13 protein-coding genes and 2 pseudogenes are annotated in these 15,147 nt (G+C 68.4%); 10 read left to right on the top strand and 5 right to left on the bottom strand.

Annotation, left to right across the window (positions count from 1 at the left end):
* The first annotated feature begins 112 nt into the window (after positions 1 to 112).
* The 6 genes and pseudogenes from JOM49_RS22340 (at position 113) to JOM49_RS43165 (ending at position 3,877) form a co-directional block, all read left to right on the top strand.
* Positions 113 to 1,168, top strand: coding sequence for a WXG100 family type VII secretion target (locus JOM49_RS22340; RefSeq protein WP_209666193.1), 1,056 nt, complete (start codon positions 113 to 115; stop codon positions 1,166 to 1,168).
* Positions 1,169 to 1,196: 28 nt separating this feature from the next.
* Positions 1,197 to 1,574 carry a hypothetical protein gene (locus JOM49_RS22335; RefSeq protein WP_209666192.1) on the top strand — a complete coding sequence of 126 codons (378 nt, stop codon included), beginning with the start codon at positions 1,197 to 1,199 and terminating at the stop codon, positions 1,572 to 1,574.
* An 86-nt stretch (positions 1,575 to 1,660) separates the two neighbouring features.
* Positions 1,661 to 2,209 carry a helix-turn-helix domain-containing protein gene (locus tag JOM49_RS22330; RefSeq protein ID WP_245369421.1) on the top strand — a complete coding sequence of 183 codons (549 nt, stop codon included), beginning with the start codon at positions 1,661 to 1,663 and terminating at the stop codon, positions 2,207 to 2,209.
* Positions 2,101 to 2,478 (top strand): annotated as a pseudogene (locus JOM49_RS44130) (transposase); the annotation flags it as partial. The gene JOM49_RS22330 and the pseudogene JOM49_RS44130, both read left to right, overlap by 109 nt.
* A 23-nt stretch (positions 2,479 to 2,501) precedes the next feature.
* Positions 2,502 to 3,128 (top strand): ATP dependent DNA ligase, encoded by a 627-nt coding sequence (locus JOM49_RS43170; protein ID WP_308158838.1) that lies wholly within the window; start codon positions 2,502 to 2,504, stop codon positions 3,126 to 3,128.
* A complete protein-coding gene (locus tag JOM49_RS43165; RefSeq protein WP_245369420.1) occupies positions 3,125 to 3,877 on the top strand; it encodes a DNA polymerase domain-containing protein in 753 nt (250 codons plus the stop codon). The genes JOM49_RS43170 and JOM49_RS43165 overlap by 4 nt, the downstream gene beginning before the upstream one ends.
* Positions 3,878 to 4,248: 371 nt before the next feature.
* Here the strand turns inward: JOM49_RS43165 and JOM49_RS22315 are convergent, their stop codons facing one another.
* Positions 4,249 to 4,992, bottom strand: a complete 744-nt coding sequence (locus JOM49_RS22315) for a class I SAM-dependent methyltransferase (protein ID WP_209666191.1) — start codon at positions 4,990 to 4,992, stop codon at positions 4,249 to 4,251.
* Between the two features lie 353 nt (positions 4,993 to 5,345).
* Here JOM49_RS22315 and JOM49_RS22310 point away from each other — a divergent pair, with 353 nt between their 5' ends.
* From JOM49_RS22310 to JOM49_RS44390, 3 genes and pseudogenes are all read left to right on the top strand, one after another.
* Complete coding sequence (locus JOM49_RS22310) at positions 5,346 to 7,391, top strand: WD40 repeat domain-containing serine/threonine protein kinase (RefSeq protein ID WP_209666190.1); 2,046 nt, start codon at positions 5,346 to 5,348, stop codon at positions 7,389 to 7,391.
* Positions 7,392 to 7,623: 232 nt separating this feature from the next.
* Positions 7,624 to 8,253, top strand: a pseudogene (locus JOM49_RS22300) (IS701 family transposase); the annotation flags it as partial.
* Positions 8,254 to 8,275: 22 nt separating this feature from the next.
* Complete coding sequence (locus tag JOM49_RS44390) at positions 8,276 to 8,479, top strand: hypothetical protein (protein WP_372444059.1); 204 nt, start codon at positions 8,276 to 8,278, stop codon at positions 8,477 to 8,479.
* Here the strand turns inward: JOM49_RS44390 and JOM49_RS22295 are convergent.
* Both JOM49_RS22295 and JOM49_RS22290 read right to left on the bottom strand, forming a co-directional pair.
* The gene (locus JOM49_RS22295) at positions 8,440 to 8,607 is read right to left on the bottom strand and encodes a hypothetical protein (protein WP_209666187.1); all 168 of its coding nucleotides are present in this window, start codon (positions 8,605 to 8,607) and stop codon (positions 8,440 to 8,442) included. The genes JOM49_RS44390 and JOM49_RS22295 overlap by 40 nt on opposite strands.
* Positions 8,608 to 9,240: 633 nt before the next feature.
* Positions 9,241 to 9,885, bottom strand: a complete 645-nt coding sequence (locus JOM49_RS22290; RefSeq protein WP_245369419.1) for a hypothetical protein — start codon at positions 9,883 to 9,885, stop codon at positions 9,241 to 9,243.
* 585 nt (positions 9,886 to 10,470) lie between these two features.
* Between JOM49_RS22290 and JOM49_RS22285 the strand changes: the two genes are divergently transcribed.
* The gene (locus JOM49_RS22285) at positions 10,471 to 10,653 is read left to right on the top strand and encodes a hypothetical protein (RefSeq protein ID WP_209666185.1); all 183 of its coding nucleotides are present in this window, start codon (positions 10,471 to 10,473) and stop codon (positions 10,651 to 10,653) included.
* Between the two features lie 444 nt (positions 10,654 to 11,097).
* Here JOM49_RS22285 and JOM49_RS22280 read toward each other — a convergent pair whose 3' ends face one another.
* Positions 11,098 to 12,549 carry a cytochrome P450 gene (locus JOM49_RS22280; RefSeq protein ID WP_209666184.1) on the bottom strand — a complete coding sequence of 484 codons (1,452 nt, stop codon included), beginning with the start codon at positions 12,547 to 12,549 and terminating at the stop codon, positions 11,098 to 11,100.
* Between the two features lie 204 nt (positions 12,550 to 12,753).
* Complete coding sequence (locus JOM49_RS22275; protein ID WP_209666183.1) at positions 12,754 to 15,069, bottom strand: M20/M25/M40 family metallo-hydrolase; 2,316 nt, start codon at positions 15,067 to 15,069, stop codon at positions 12,754 to 12,756.
* Positions 15,070 to 15,147: the final 78 nt, after the last annotated feature.

Raw genomic sequence — 15,147 nt, 5'->3', positions numbered from 1 at the left:
GTGACGTCATAGCGGCCGGAATGGCCGCTCGTCAGTGGGTAATTCGGCCGTGTGGCGGCGGATTCCGGCCGGGAAGGCTCAACGGAGGGAATTTTCCGGCTGAGGAGGCGTGATGACAGGTGCGTTCCGGGTGGAGCCGGACGCCGCGAGATCGGTGGTCCGGTCGATGGAGGACCTCAACGCCACGGCGGCTTCCTCGGCCCGCGACGTCGGGTCGCTGGCCATCGACATCGCCTCGTTCGCCGCGATCGGCAGTTCCGTCGGCAGCGCCAACGCCTCCCTCCAGCAGCAGCTCACCGGCGCGCTCAGCCGGTTCGTCGAGCTGATCGGGCAGATCAGCGAGTACGTCCGGCTTTCCGCCGACGGCTACACCGCCGCCGACGAGGCCACCGCGCGCGGTTTCGGCGGCGGACCGGACACCGGCGGCACCCAGGGCGGCAGCGGCGGACAGCTCCCCGGCCCGCCCCCGCAGCCCGCCTCCGATCCCGGCGCCGGGCCGCATGCCTCGCAGCAGCCGTCGCTGGCCGACCAGGCGACCTGGCAGGCGGCCAACGCGGGCGCCGACGTGGCCGACGGCATCGGCTGGACCAACGCCAGCAGCCACCTCAAGCACTTCCTGGACAACAGCGGCGCGCCGATCACCGTGGACGCCGACCAGATCAGCCGCGACGTGCCCTCCTTCCGCGGCGTGGTGGACCGGACGGTCGCCGAGCAGATGCGCCAGCTCGCCGCCGACGCCGCGCGCACCGGGACCTACGGCACCCCGGTCACCTTCGACTCCGGCTGGCACGGCCACTACCTCGGCCCCGCCGAAAGCAAGAACTGGTACTACGCGATGGGCGGCGTCCAGTACTCGGTCACCGGCGTGGCCACCGTGCACCCGCCCGCGCTCCCCGGCGGCGACCCGACCATCGAGATGGACTACCGCGCGCACGTGTTCGACCGCTACAACTGGGACGGCGGCAAGGCCACCCAGATCGGCCCGCTCACGGTCACCGACGCCTCGCTGGCCGAACTGCACCGCTCGGGACTGGCCCAGGAGTACAACATCTCCGGCTCCACCGACCCGCGGCACTACTCCGGCGCGGTACCCGGCGCCGGCACGCAGGTGAGCCTGCCGCAGAGCCCGGACAACCGCGACGGCACCCGCCTGGACATCCGGCGCTAGCATGCCCTTCAGCCAGGAGGAGGACCGGATGAGCACCCCAGCCGCGGCAGCGCTGGAGTCCGCTTTGGACTTCGGCGGCATCGTGCTGCCACCGGGCGCCGAGGTGCTCGGTGTGCTCGACCAGCGCGGGATCGACCAGCTCTACGCGCTCGCGGTCGCCCTCGGACCGGACACAGTGGACGGTCTGCTGCGTGCTTCCGGTTTCGGCGGGGAACTCGAGCCGGGGCGGCAGGTGTTCCTGCCGCCGGTGCCCGGCTTCGACCCCGACCGCGGCACCGACATCGCTTCGGCGCAGGACGCGCTGCCCGCCGGGCGGGCGCGTCGGGCGAGGGTGATCCGGGAGGTACTGGTCGATCGCGGCGAACTGGGGCGTCCGATTGTGCACATTTGGTTGTTCACTACCTAGTGCCTCATCAAGGAACGTTGACGTGGTAACCGTGTCGCGTGGACATCCGGGCCGGTGACCGCGAGGCTGCCCGTTGGAGGTGAGCCATGGCGCGTCAGCCGGAGGTGTTCGCGCGGTCGTTGGAGCCCGAAGAAGCGCAGCGGCTGGTCACGATCACGAGGTCGACCCGGGATCGGGTGCGGCTGCGGCGGTCCGGGATCGTGCTGGCCTCGTCGCAGGGCCGGTCCGCGGGCGAGATCGCGGTGATGTTCGCTGCGACCGAGGGGTATGTGCGGGAGGTGATCCACGCGTTCGACGACTCCGGGTTCGCGGCGTTGTCCCCAAAATGGAAGGGCGGCCGACCTCGTAAGTTCGGGCCGGCCGCCCGTGATCAGATTTGCCGCATCGCCGCCTGCAAGCCCGCTGAGCTGGGGCTGCCGTTCACCACCTGGAGCTTGACCAAGCTGATCGAGTATCTGGCCGAGCACGCCCGGCTGCTGGTGAGTACTGAGACCGTCCGGCAGATCCTGCGTGCAGAGGGCGTGTCGTGGCAGGCCACGAAGACCTGGAAAGCCAGCAAGGACCCGGACTTCGTGGCCAAGAAGACCCGCACTCTCGACCTCTACGATCACCCGCCCGCCGACGGACGGGTGTGATCTGTGTCGATGAGTTCGGGCCGCTGAACCTGCAACCACGTCCCGGCCGCGGCTGGTTCCCCCGCGGACGACCGGCCCGCCAGCGCGCCACCTACACCCGCACCGGCGGGGTCCGGCACATGTTCGCCGCGCTCGACCTCGCCACTGGGCAGATGTTCTACCGGTTCCGCGACCGCAAACGCTGGCCACAGTTCCTCGACTTCTGCAAACAACTCCGCCGCCGCTTCCCGGCCGGGAAGCTGTATTTGATCTGCGACAACTACGGACCTCACGGCAAAGCCGAGGTCACCACGTGGTGCGCGGCCAACGGGATCGAGCTGGTTTACACTGGCGGCCCGGGCAGCGCGGCTTCGCCGGCACGCTGGGCAGCCTCCTGCTCGGGACCCACGACCCCGACACCGGCCAGCTCGTCTACATCGGCGACGTCGGCACCGGGTTCAGCCACGCCGACCGCGACGCTCTGCACGCCCGGCTGCAGTCCCTGGCGCGGCGCACCCACCCGTTCGCGATCACCCCGCCCCGCAAGGACACCCACACCGCCCGCTGGGCGGAACCAGAACTGGTCGGGGAGGTCGTCTACCGGCATTCACCCGCGGCGCCGGGCGCCTGCGCCACACGGCCTGGCGGGGGCTGCGCGAGGACCGCGAACCGGTCGACGTCATCGCCCCCACCAGCGCTCTCGCCCCACCCACAGCGCCACCAGGGCCTGAAGCGGAACCCCGCGCAGGAATTGGAGCAGGCGGAGACGGACAGGACCGTTGCGGCCACCACCATCACCGTCCAGGCTGGGAAACGCCGCCTGACTCTGTCCAATCTGAACAAGCCGCTGTATCCCGATGGTTTCAGCAAAGGCCAGGTCCTCCACTACTACTCGACCCTCGCCGACGTGCTGCTGCCGTTGTTAAAACCCGGCCGGTGACCTTCGTCCGATTCCCCTACGGTGTGGGAGGACAACAGTTCTTCGAGAAGAACGTCGCACAGGGCGCGCCACCGTGGCTGACCACCGTGACCCTGGCCAGCCGCAGCTCCCGCGGCGGGGACACCATCGACTACGTGCTACTCGACGAGTTGGCCGCGCTGGTGTGGGCGGCGAACATGGCCGCGCTCGATTTGCACATACCGCAGTGGCGGATCGGTCCCGGCTCGGCGCGCCGGCCACCTGATCGACTCGTGTTCGATCTCGACCCCGGCGAGGGCGCCACCGTCGTCGACTGCGCGCGGGGGGCCGAACGTCTGCACGACGTGCTGGTGGCCGACGGGCTCACCCCGGTGGCCAAAACCTCCGGGGCGAAAGGGCTGCAGGTCTACCGCGGAATCCGTACTCGCACGCCCGAACGGCCTTCCGCCTACGCCAAGGCGCTCGCTCAACGCTTCGCCGCCGAAACCCCCGACCTGGTCACCGCCAACATGGCCAAGGCGCTGCGGCCCGGCAAGGTGTTCATCGACTGGTCCCAGAGCAATCCGGCCAAAACCACTGTCGCCCCGTACTCTCTGCGCGGCCGCGACCGGCCGACCGTGTCCACCCCCATCACCTGGAATGAAGTGCGCGCCTGCCGCCAGCCCGAACAGCTAACTTCCACCGCCGACCCCGTCCTCGACCGCATCGACGAACTCGGAGACCTGTTCGCCGCCGTCGACAGCAACCGCGCGCCACTGCCGGCGCCGTGACCACCAGCGTGCAGTACACCTCGTGCGGTGAGGCTCGGGCCAGCCGTGCAGTGCGCGACCGCTGTCGCGCTTGCGGGCTGGCGGCGTCCTCGCGGTCCTGTGGAAGTCGATGCCGTATCGCTGAGCCGCTGCGGCCCTTTGCCCTGGCATCTTGTTGCACGCGGTCCGCCGGGCGCAGTACCGACTTCACGGAGTCGAGCGGCACCCCAGGGGACCAGGTACTGCTTTCGCTTTGTCTTCCACGGGAGACCTACTGCTCGGCTCCGTGTTCTTGCCGTGATGTGTCATCGAGCTTTTCAGCCGCTCGAGGCGATACCGCGGAGACCCACACTGGGCGCTTTGACGTACCAGCCCACGCTGGCCGCGTGGCGTCACCAATTCGAGCTACCCGAGGTGCATCTGGCGGCGAGAGGGGCGGTGGAGCCGGTGAGCGGCCCGGTGCGGTTGTCTGGGGCCGTGAACAGCGTCAGGGGTGTGAACCCGGCGAGGGTGGTGTAGAGCTCGAGTTCTTGGGGGAAGAGGACGCGGCGCTGGATGTGATCGTGTTCGATGGTGCCGTCGTCGAGTTGCCAGGTGCGGTGCAGTGTCGCGATCTGGGTGCGGGCGTCCCAGTGGTGCTCGGTGGTGACCTCGGCATGAATCTCTGCCGCCTCGATCCGGCCCCGGGAAGGTGCAGAGGTGGAGCTGGGGGCGATCTGGGTGATGATGATCAGCACTGTGCCGGGGCGGGCGTGGGCGGCGAACGTGGTGAACGCGGCGCGGATGTCGTCGTTGTGGTGCAGGTAGGCCAGGGAGTTGCCGAGGCAGAGGATCGTGTCGAAGGTGCGGCCCAGTCGCACCGTGCGCAAGTCCCCGACTCGCAGGTCCAGGTCGGGATGCTGTTGCTGGGCGTGTTCGATGAGCTGGGGTTGCAGGTCGACGCCCACGCGATCGGGACTGCCGGCCAGTGCGGCCAGGTCCCGGGCGGTGCCGCAGCCCAGGTCGAGCACGCTCCCGCCGGGTGTCCCGTGGTCGTGGATGAGGTGCCGGCAGGTCTCGGCCGCGGTGCTGTCGCGGGTCAGCGTGTCGTAGAGGGCGGGGCGCCGGTAGGCGATGTTGTTCGCGGCCAGATTCATGCGACCGTGGCGGTGTCCGGGGCCAGCAGTGACCGGAGCCCGACTTCGAGGACGAGGGTGTCGCACAACACGGACGGCACGGTAGCGCTGCGGCGAGCGCGGCGCACGACACGCCGCAGCGCGTCGGTCACTGCGTCCTGCATACTACCGGGCCGCAGTGGCTGTATCGCTGGGCGGCCACCGGTCGGTGGGCGGACTGGTCCTAGACCGAGCGTCACACGAATCGACGCAGGCGGGGCTTCGGAGGCCGACCGCCCCGGGGCGATCTGGGCTGCCGTGGTCGAGCCGGGCCGACTGTTGAATCCCGCGGAACACCACCGGGTCCAGCGCGCGCTCGGCTAAGCTCCGCCTCGATGAAACCGGTGGAAAATTTCGAGATCGGGCGGTACCGCGTCTTCGCCGAACTGGGGCGGGGCGGGATGGGGCGGGTGCTGCTGGCGGGCGGCCCGGACGGCAGGCTCGTCGCGCTGAAGCTGGTGCACGAGCAGTTCGCCGAGGACGACGGGTTCCGCGTGCGGTTCCGCCGGGAGGTCGACGCCTCCCGCGCGGTCTCGGGCGCCTACACCGCAGCGGTGGTCGACGCCGATCCCGACGCACCGACTCCGTGGCTGGCCTCGGTTTTTGTGCCCGGTCCGTCACTGCACGACGCGATCGCCGCGCTCGGTGCGCTGCCGGAGGAGTCGGTGCTCCGGCTGGCCGCGGGGCTGGCTGCCGCGCTGATCCAGATCCACCGGGCGGAGCTGGTCCACCGCGACCTGAAGCCGTCCAACGTGTTGCTCGCCGAGGACGGGCCTCGGGTGATCGACTTCGGTATCGTGCGGGCGCTCAACGGGTCCGCGGAACTGACGCGGGCGGGCTGGCTGATCGGCTCGCCCGCGTTCATGTCCCCCGAGCAGGCCGACGGGCAGCCGGTGACCCCGGCCAGCGACGTGTTCTCCCTGGCCTCCGTGGTGATCGCGGCCTGCACCGGCACCAGCCCGTTCACGCACGAGACGACCCGGCAGACGCTGAACGCCATCGTGGTGGAACCGCCCAAGCTGACCGGCGTGCCCGCCCGGATCCGGCGCCTGGTCGAACCGTGCCTGGCCAAGGCCCCCGCCGACCGGCCGACCCCGGAGCAGCTGCTGGAGTCGATCGGCCCGATCGCCCCCGTGGCCAGGGCCTGGCCGGACGCCGTGCACCGGCTGATCACCGACCGGCAGGCCGCACTCGCCGGACTGCTCGACCCGGGCGCCACGAGGGTGATCACCCGCGACGGCCCTCCGCCGACCCGGGTGGTGGAACGCGGGCCGACGCGGCGACGGCTGTGGCCGGTGGTGGCCGCTTTGGTGGTCGTGGCCGGTTTGCTCGGGTGGGTGCTGTGGCCGGACCTGCCGGACACCTCGGTGAGCCCGCCCTCTTCGTCGTCGGCGGCCGACGCACCGCCGTTGCCGGAAGCGGGTGTGCTGATCGGCAACACCCCGGTGCTCGACGTGGCGTTCAGCTCGGATGGCCGCACCGTGGCGGCGCTGCACGCGGACTACACCGTGCAGGTGTGGGCGGTGGCGGGCGGGCAGCGGATCGGCCAGATCCTCGGCCCGATCGGGGCCGCGGGAACCAAGGATGCGGAGCAGGCGCACGCACTGGCCTTCACTCCGGACGGCCGGACCCTGCGGACCGCGAGGGAGAAGGACGCCGAGAGCGTCGTCGAATCGTGGGACGTGCACAGCGGCAACCGCGTCGGCGAACCACTCGTCATCGGCAGCGGCGAGTCGTATCCGCTCGGCGACCAGGTTTTCAGCCCAGATGCCAGCCGGGTTGCCGCCTACAGCAGCTACAACAGCGACGTCGAACTCTGGGACGTGGCAGGCCGTCAGCGAAGCGCCCACCTCGATGTCTCCGACGGCGTGGTGGCGGGCGCGGTCTTCAGGCCGGACGGCGAACTGCTCGCCACCCAAGGTGGCTCGGGGCGTGATTTCTACGGTGTGGCGCTGTGGGACGCGGCAGGCCACCAACTCGGCACCCCGATCACCCTGCCCGGCGCCGAAGGCACCCAGGGCCTGGAAACGTTCGCCTTCTCCGCGGACGGCAAGACCCTGCTGACCGCCGAGTACGTCGACAACCACGGCTACGTGCGATTCTGGGATGTGGCCAACCGGAACCAGGTCCGGGACCCGCTGAAGCTACCGGGCGTCCAGTCCGTCGACCGGCTGACGCTCAGCGCGGACGGCCGCACCCTGCTGCTCTCCGCCACGGCCGGGGACATCGGCTGGGCCAATCTGTACGATGTGGACAGCGGACGCCAACTCGCCCCGACGATCTCGAAGGTCAACTCGGCCCGCCTCAGCCCGGACGGCAAGCTCGTCGCCACCGCGGGCCAAGACAACACCGTCCGCCTGCTGGCCCTCCCCACGCCCTGAGCGAAAGAATTCCCGAAAGGACAGCCGGAAGGCCCCACATCGACGACCGGACACCATCCTTGATTAGGCCCGATGAGTCCACCCGTGGCATCGCATAGTGCATCGAAGCGTCGGAACGGTGATCAACGAGCGCGGTCATCGGCAGGACCTTGCTAGTAGGGCTTTGTTAGGTGTGTCGTTAGGGCTGGACGGGGTGTTGTCATGATCTTCTGTGCGAGTGTTTCCAGAGGGGATGGACGAGGTTCGTCCGGTGGTCGAGGAGTTCGCTGGGCGGATGTTCGGCGGGTTCGCGCGGCGTGATCAGCGGACGAAGGGGCAGCTGTATTTGCGTGGGCTGATGCTGGACGGCAAGCGCAAGTCGATGCAGCCGGAGGCCGAGCGGCTGGAGGTCGATCATTAGCAGTTGCAGCAGTTCGTCACCACCTCGACCTGGGATCACGTCGAGGTCCGGCGACGCCTAGCCGGGTGGGCCGGTGAGTTCGTCGACCCGGACGCGCTCGTCATCGATAACACCGGTTTTCCCAAGGACGGCAAGGATTCCCCTGGAGTGGCGCGGACGCACTGCGGCGCGCTGGGCAAGACCGGGAACTGCCAGATCGGGGTGAGCGTGCACGCGGTCACCGACTGGACCTCGGCCGCGATCGACTGGCGGTCGTTCCTGCCGGAATCCTGGGACGACGAGAAAGCCGCCGATGAGCAGGCGGCTGCCGAGGTCCGGGCGCGGCGGGCGCGCAGCCAGGTCCCGGACGAGGTGCGGCGTCGGGAGAAGTGGCGCCTCGCGCTGGACATGCTCGACGAGACCACCACCGAGTGGGGCCTGCCGCCGCGGCCGGTGGTCGCCGACGCCGGCTACGGCGACGCCCACTCAGGTCATCACCGAGTATTTGCGTTACGTCTCCACGAACGCCGTCGACGGCATCCTGTACCGCAGCGCGCAGAACGACGGAGTTTGCTGCGCTCTGTTCTGCGACGCGAGCACATGCCTCGATGCCGGCCAAACGCCTGACCGGTTTATCGAACCCTGGCTCCGGCAGCGCCCTGAATCAGTTCACGCCGTTCGCATCGTGGCGATATCCATCGCGCAGTAACCGCTACCGAGTTGCCGCCGGACGACGTAGCCACACAGCGTCGACACAGTCCCGAGGGCGACCGCCAGCATCATCTCGCCGAACCGGTATTCCTCGCCGTGCTGGTCCGGGTCACGCGGCACCGCCACGTGCGGTAGCCTGCCGCCCGACGCGCATAGGGAACCCAGCATCACGCCAACCCGGTGGGCTTCCCGGACAATGGCCCAGGTCACTGACATTTCGGTGACGCATGAGCACTGACATTTGCTGACGCGTCTCACAACGGAGCTGATGCCGTCTCAGCAGCTCTGATGCGGACGCGTTCTTGTTGATGCCGGTCTCACTGAAGTTGATGCCGGGCTCCCGGAAGATCTGCCAGGGAGCAGGTCCCGTTGTCGAGATGCGCGGGACAAGAGGGGCTCCGCGTGGCCAGGGCCGCCCAGGATTTACGCGTGGTCCGCGGCGAGCGTGCCGCGCTCGCCGGGTTCAGTACCCAGAGCCGTTGACCAGGCTGGCTTCCGCGTCACCTGCCGACCGAACGCAGAGGCGCGAGGCTCTACCGCAATGCGCCGAGCCGTTCAATTACAGCTGCCGCGGATTCCGGATCGCCCGCCTGCTCGAACGCGGGCACTGCCTTGGTCCAAGCCTCCGCCGCCTCCTCTAGCTAGTAGGACGCCCGCCACGAGCCCCTCAACGAACCACTCGCGCCGAGATCACCACCGCCATGCGCGACTGGCTCCGCACCCACCACCTGACCCCGGGCCCGTCCCGGTCGTGCGGGACTACGCCGGGTTCTCCGCGACAGCGAGGTAGTCCGTGTAGATCTGCGGCGAGCCCGAGAACGAGGCGAGCTGCTTCCACTCCTCGTACATCTGCTTGGTGTCGCGGTGGGCGGCCGCGAACTCCGCGGCCTCGCCGGTGGCGATGTCGGGCTCGGGGTAGAAGACGTCCAGCGCGTCCAGGCTCGCGATCTCCATCATCATCACGTACTGGTCGAGGCGGTTGCCCCGCTCGCCCTTGAGCACGTGGAACCGCCAGTCCGGGTAGTCGTCGATCCGGTGGTGGTTCTCGGCGATGAAGCGGTCGAACATCTCCTCGGTCACACCGGCGCGCAACGCCAGGTTGTGGATCCCGATGACCCGGGCGACGGGCTCCTCCCCCGGGCGGTCGCGGTAGCGGGGGCCGGGCGTGACCGTGCTCCGCGGATTGTCGGCCAGCAGCCGGTAGTCGGTGAACAACGTCGGCAGCTCACCGAACGTGCCCATCCGCCGCCATCGCGCCAGCACCGCCTCCGCCTCGGGGTGCCGCGCCCAGAACAGCCGGGCCAGCTCGGTCTGCTCACCCCGGGCCGTGACGTAGCGGTCGCGCTGCTCGGCGCTCTCGATCTCGTACAACATCAGGTACTGCCCGGTCCGCTCTCCGCGCAACCCACGCAGCAGAGTCCACCGCCACCCTGGGTACAAGGGCAGGTAAACGCCTTCACCACGCACGAAGGTCTCGAACTCTTCCGGCGTAACACCAGCCTCTGTGTCAATGGCGATGTACTGGAAGGTGAACACCGACAAGCGTCCCATTGGGCATCCAATCCTCGGGCCGGGAAAGGGATCGCGCGTCCGACAAGCACGACCCCCCGCACCACATCCTGCCCGCTCCAGAGCAACGAGGGCCGCGAACCCTCCCCGCTCAACGCGATCCGACGGGTTCACAGTCTGTGAAGATGTCTTCCCCGTGCGAGCGGGGATGGTCCCACCACATCGGTCATCGCGTCGCGCTCATCAGCGTCTTCCCCGCGCGAGCGGGGGTGGCCCCGGTTCACTGAGTCATTCTGAGTGATTTCGCGTTCGGGATGGCGCGGCAGCGCAGGAACTGTGCTGCCGGTCGGGGTGGTACTGCCAGTGACGGAGGCGGGCCCGCTGTGGCCCTGTGGGATGAGGGGATTTCCCGGTCGGGTGGTACGGCTCGTGACTGCTGTTGCGTGCGGGAGGCGATCCAGTATTCCTGACCTTTGACCGATGAGCGATGTCAGTGAGAGGAGTGGCGGGGATGCGGTGGCAGGGGTGGTGATGGCGTGTGCGGTGGTGGCCGGAGCCGCGGTACCGGGCATGGCCTACGCCGCCGAAACGGCGCAAGCCCGGGTGCCGTTGCGGGTCGCGGTGCAGCGACTGGCCGTGGCGGAGGAGAGCAGGCAGAGCTGAATTGGTGCCGGTGATTCGCTGGGCGTGGGAGAAGTCGAAACGTTGTATGGCCCGGAACGTACACGCGCAGTTGCGGCGCGAGGATGTGGAGGTCCGCCGGTGCGTGGTGATCCGGCGTCTCAGCCGCGGTCACCGACATCACCTACGTGCCGATGGCCGACGGTGGCATGTGTATACCGCGTTCGTGATCGATGCGTACTCCCGGGCGATCGTGGACTGGCAGGTGCTCGACACCCTCGACGCGGCGTGGCCGCGAGGGTGTGCTGGTACACCATTCCGATCGCGGGGTTCGCTACACCGCGCTACGGCATGGGCGGACACTGCTCGACGCGGGTATCGACAGGTTTGTCGGTCGGCGTGACCCAAGGCCTGTGCGCGGCAAGGACATCAAGGGCGTCCTGGTGTCCTTGCCGTCCGCTCTCGTCGATCGCCTGTCCACACAGATCAATCCCGCGCGGTGCCCGCTTGTCCTGGAACGCCGTGCACGACGGAGCCGGTCACCGGGGTGGCGGAACGCGCGGTCTCACCGTCCTGCCGCGCGAGCCGTACGCGAACGCCGGGCCGGGGCAGGACTCGGATCCCGAATGAGCCGGAATGGACGTCGATCCGCTGGTGTGGGACCAGGTCCAGGCGGTATCGCTGGGTAATGCCCGCCACGACGGTTCTGATAGCCGTCCGCGACACTCCCTTTCCGACGCACGAACGGTTGCCGAACCCCCATGGCGCGAAGGACGCTTTGTGGTAGGCCCGTTGGCGGCCGGCAAATCGCTCGGGACGGAACCGTTCCGGATCCTCGAAATTGTCCGGGCTGCGCTGCGTGACCCAGGGAGCGAGCAGCAGAGGAGAACCCGACCGCAACCGATATCCGTCCACTTCGAGATCCTCGTGGACTCGTTTGAACTCATAGGCAGAACCCGGGTAGAGCCGCATGGACTCGTCCAATATGGCATCGAACACCGGCAACTGCTTGGCGTCATCGCCCGGTTCGGGTACTCGGCCACCGAACTCCCGGTCGAGCTCGCCGAGGAGGTCGGACGTCGGCTTCGGGTGCAACGCGAGCAACAGCAGTGTCCACACGATGGTTCCACCGACCGATGTGAGACCGGCGAAGTAGAGCTGCGTAGCGAGTTCCCTTGCCAATGCAGGGTTGGGGTTGAGATCAGCGCGCTCCATCTCTTGCAGCACGGCCTCGATGAGGGAAAAATGCCGCGTCTTCACCGAACCGTCACCGATCGCGGCCACCCGTGCATCCATGATGGACATGCTCCGGCGGACACTCCGGCCGCGAGACAGACCCGGCACGTTGTACGGGAGCAAAGCCGAGCCGATCCGGCGCGGGATCGAATCCAACGCCGAACTCCACTCGTCCACCGCCGCATCGAGTTCCGGATCCGTCACACCGATGTCCGAACCGAACATGTAGTATTTGAAGATTCGCCGGGACAACTCGGGAATATGGCGAAGAAGATCAACCTCGGTCCCCGGGGTCCAGCCGGCCAGCAACCGCTGGGTGAGTTCCATGCTCACCGCGGCGTAGGAGTTCGCCGAGTTGCGCAGCGCTCGCAGCGTGACTCGCCGGAATAGCGCGTGCTCGGCACCGGACGCGTTGAGCGGACCACGCCCCTGGATGCTACCTTTGAATTCCAGGTCGACTCCGCCCGCCATGCTGATGTCAACCTCTTTGCCGTATCCGGCGACCACTGCCTGGACCTGCTCCGCACCGAAGGCCGCGACCACGGTCCTGCCATTCACCGGCAGCGACACGAGCGGACCGAATTCCAAGTGGGCTTGCATGAGGAAGTCAAGTGGATTACGGAGAAAAGCCATGTGTTTGCCGAGGATCGGAACACCCGATGGCCCTGGCGGCAACTGCCTGGCCGTACCTTTTTTCCCCACAAAACCACCATACCCTTCGACACGAACGAATAGTCGACATCAACGCGGGGTTGCTCCTGACAATATATCCCCTCTGGCCCCAGCGCAACAGAGTCAAGATGCGTCAACTGTCGCCTGATCACGTCGATTACCCCAACTAATCAAGATACCCGAATGCAATTCGCCCATGGACGGATGGAATTCCCGTCGCGCCGGGCACGACGATCAGAGGACCGCTACACGCCGGGCAATGGCGGCGTCGGTCGGCGCGAAGCCGAACGGCACCGGGATCGCGTCGTCGGGACGTGGCCCGACGAGTGCGGCGACCCGCTCCGGCAATCCGATCGTCAAGTCGGCGACTTCAACGCGTATCGGCTCCCCTGCCGCTACTACGCAACTCAGCTCCAGGTCCGCACCGTCACCGGTGTACTCGAAGAGCACGCCGTCCGTGCGGTCAGCGTGCTTCGCCAAGGTCGTCGCATCCAACGTGACACCCGCGACGGTGCAGGTGTACAGCGACCGGGACGGCAGCCGGACACTGAGCTGCCACGCGTCGCGCTGAGACGCGACCGAGAACCGAATACTGCGCGTGGTACCGCTGGTGGTGTCGGCGAGTGTGCTCACCTCCGGTGGTGGCAGGTCGAGTGCCGGGGCGTCCACGGTGAGGAGGTCGTCATCGCCGAACCGGGGCAGGTACGTGTGCGCTGGAACTCTGCGCGGCGATTCACCGAACACCGCCGCGGTCCACGCGTCGGGCTCCGGATCGCCCGTCAGCCAGGCAGCCGAATCGTCCTCGTGATTTCGGAAGTAGAGCAGAGCGTCCGTGCGGGGTTCGGTCCGCTCGTAACCCGATCGCGCGACACCGACGCCCATCAGCAGGACCGTCGCGGCCACCGGTACCGCGAGCGCGGCGCGCGGCACTGACGTCAGCAGAGGCAGAACCAGCAGTCCGCCGATCGCGGCGATCACCAGCGCCGCCGCGGCCATCTGCACGCCAAGGGCCACGAGCACGGCGCCGACCAGCGGGGCATACAGGACGATCGCCACGGCCGCCGGCAATCCGGTGAGCAGGACGCCGACCACGGCCGCCCGGACACTGTCCTCGGTCCGCCGAGTCGACCACCACAACGCGGGGATTCCGGCAAGGACCGGCCACTGCAGCAGGTAGGTCGCGCCGGGTAGAACCGGTGTGAGGACCACCAGCAGCACCGCGCCGAGAACCAGCACCCCGCCGATCGATTCCGCAGGTCTTGTGCCGCGAAGCGACCGAGCCGCGGCAACCAGCACGGCGGCGGCCGCGGCGAGGAAACCCGCGACAAACCATTCTCGCTCGTACGGCTCGGCCAACGGCAGGAACTCGATATCCTGCCGAACGGCCAGCACCAGCCACCACAGCCCGAACGCGGCGCCCGCAGTTCCGGCAACCACGCCGACACCCACACCGGCGGTCACCAGGACGCCCCGCACCCGCAGCGTCGAACGACGCGCGCCCAGACCGATCAACCAGGCCAGTATCAGCAGAGTCGCGACGGCAGCCCACACGACGGCCTCAGCCGGGTACCGGACCAGTACCCGGGCGAACACGTCGAAGTAAACGGTGTCGCCATCACTGCGGATGACCCGCAGATCGGCGTCACCCAGTTCACCGGCCAGTCCGACCATCATTTCGCCGTGGTGCTGGAGGCTGTCCCTGTCGAGATGCCCGATGTCATCGTTGACCGAGTGGTACTGGTGGAAGCCGTCGAGAAAAGCCGCGTTGAGGCCCACCGCTCCCGCGTCCCGGAACACGGTGAAGTCGGTGAGATTGGGCATTCTCTGGTAGATCTCGTACGCAAGGGAGTTGCCGGCAGGCCGGCTGCCCGTCCGCGCGTAGGCGTCCAGCAACCGCGCGTTGCCCTGGCTGGTTTCGAACAGCAACACCGGGCCCGAACTGCCGCGGGCTTCCCAGTTCAGCACCGCACCGTAGTCGTCGATGTCGTGCCGGCGGGCGAACAGCTCCGCGCCCAAGCCGCCGAGCTCCTCGCCGTCGGTGAACAAGAAGACGACGTCGTTGCGGAGACGGCCTCCGGCCAGCACCGCCCGCATGGTCTCCAGCATGGCGGCAACCGCGGCGCCGTTGTCCGCCGCGCCCGGGCCGGTCGGCACGGAATCGTAATGCGCGACGAACAGCAGCGCCTTTCCACCGCTGTGCGCCGGATCGATCCCGGGAACCCTGGCAACGACGTTGTGCACGGTCGCGGTGGAGAATGGACCGTCCCCATCGTGCCGAACGACTTCGCCGGACTCGACGGTGGCAGCCGCGCCGAAGGACCTGGCCTGCTGCAGGAGGAAGGCCCGGACCCGCTCGTTGTCACCGCTTCCGGTCGGGTGCGGTCGTAGCGCGATCTGCTCCAGGTGCCCGGCCGCACGTTCCGCCGAGAACTCTCCGGCCGGAACGGCCGCGGAGCGTGCCGGTGGTGGCGCGAACGCCAGTACCGTGAGCACCCCGAGCAGCGCGAGAGCGACTAGCATGATCACCGTACTGCGACGGCGCACCGTCACCGTCGCAGCCCGCGCCCTTGGCCCCCGCGCACCTTTCGGCGCGCTGACGTCCGAGACGGTCTGGCCCGACATCTTACC

Origin of the sequence: Amycolatopsis magusensis (assembly GCF_017875555.1) — a bacterium.
Taxonomy (GTDB): domain Bacteria; phylum Actinomycetota; class Actinomycetes; order Mycobacteriales; family Pseudonocardiaceae; genus Amycolatopsis; species Amycolatopsis magusensis.
The sequence above is the reverse complement of the archived record's forward strand: the minus strand, read 5'-3'. Positions and strand labels throughout refer to the sequence as shown.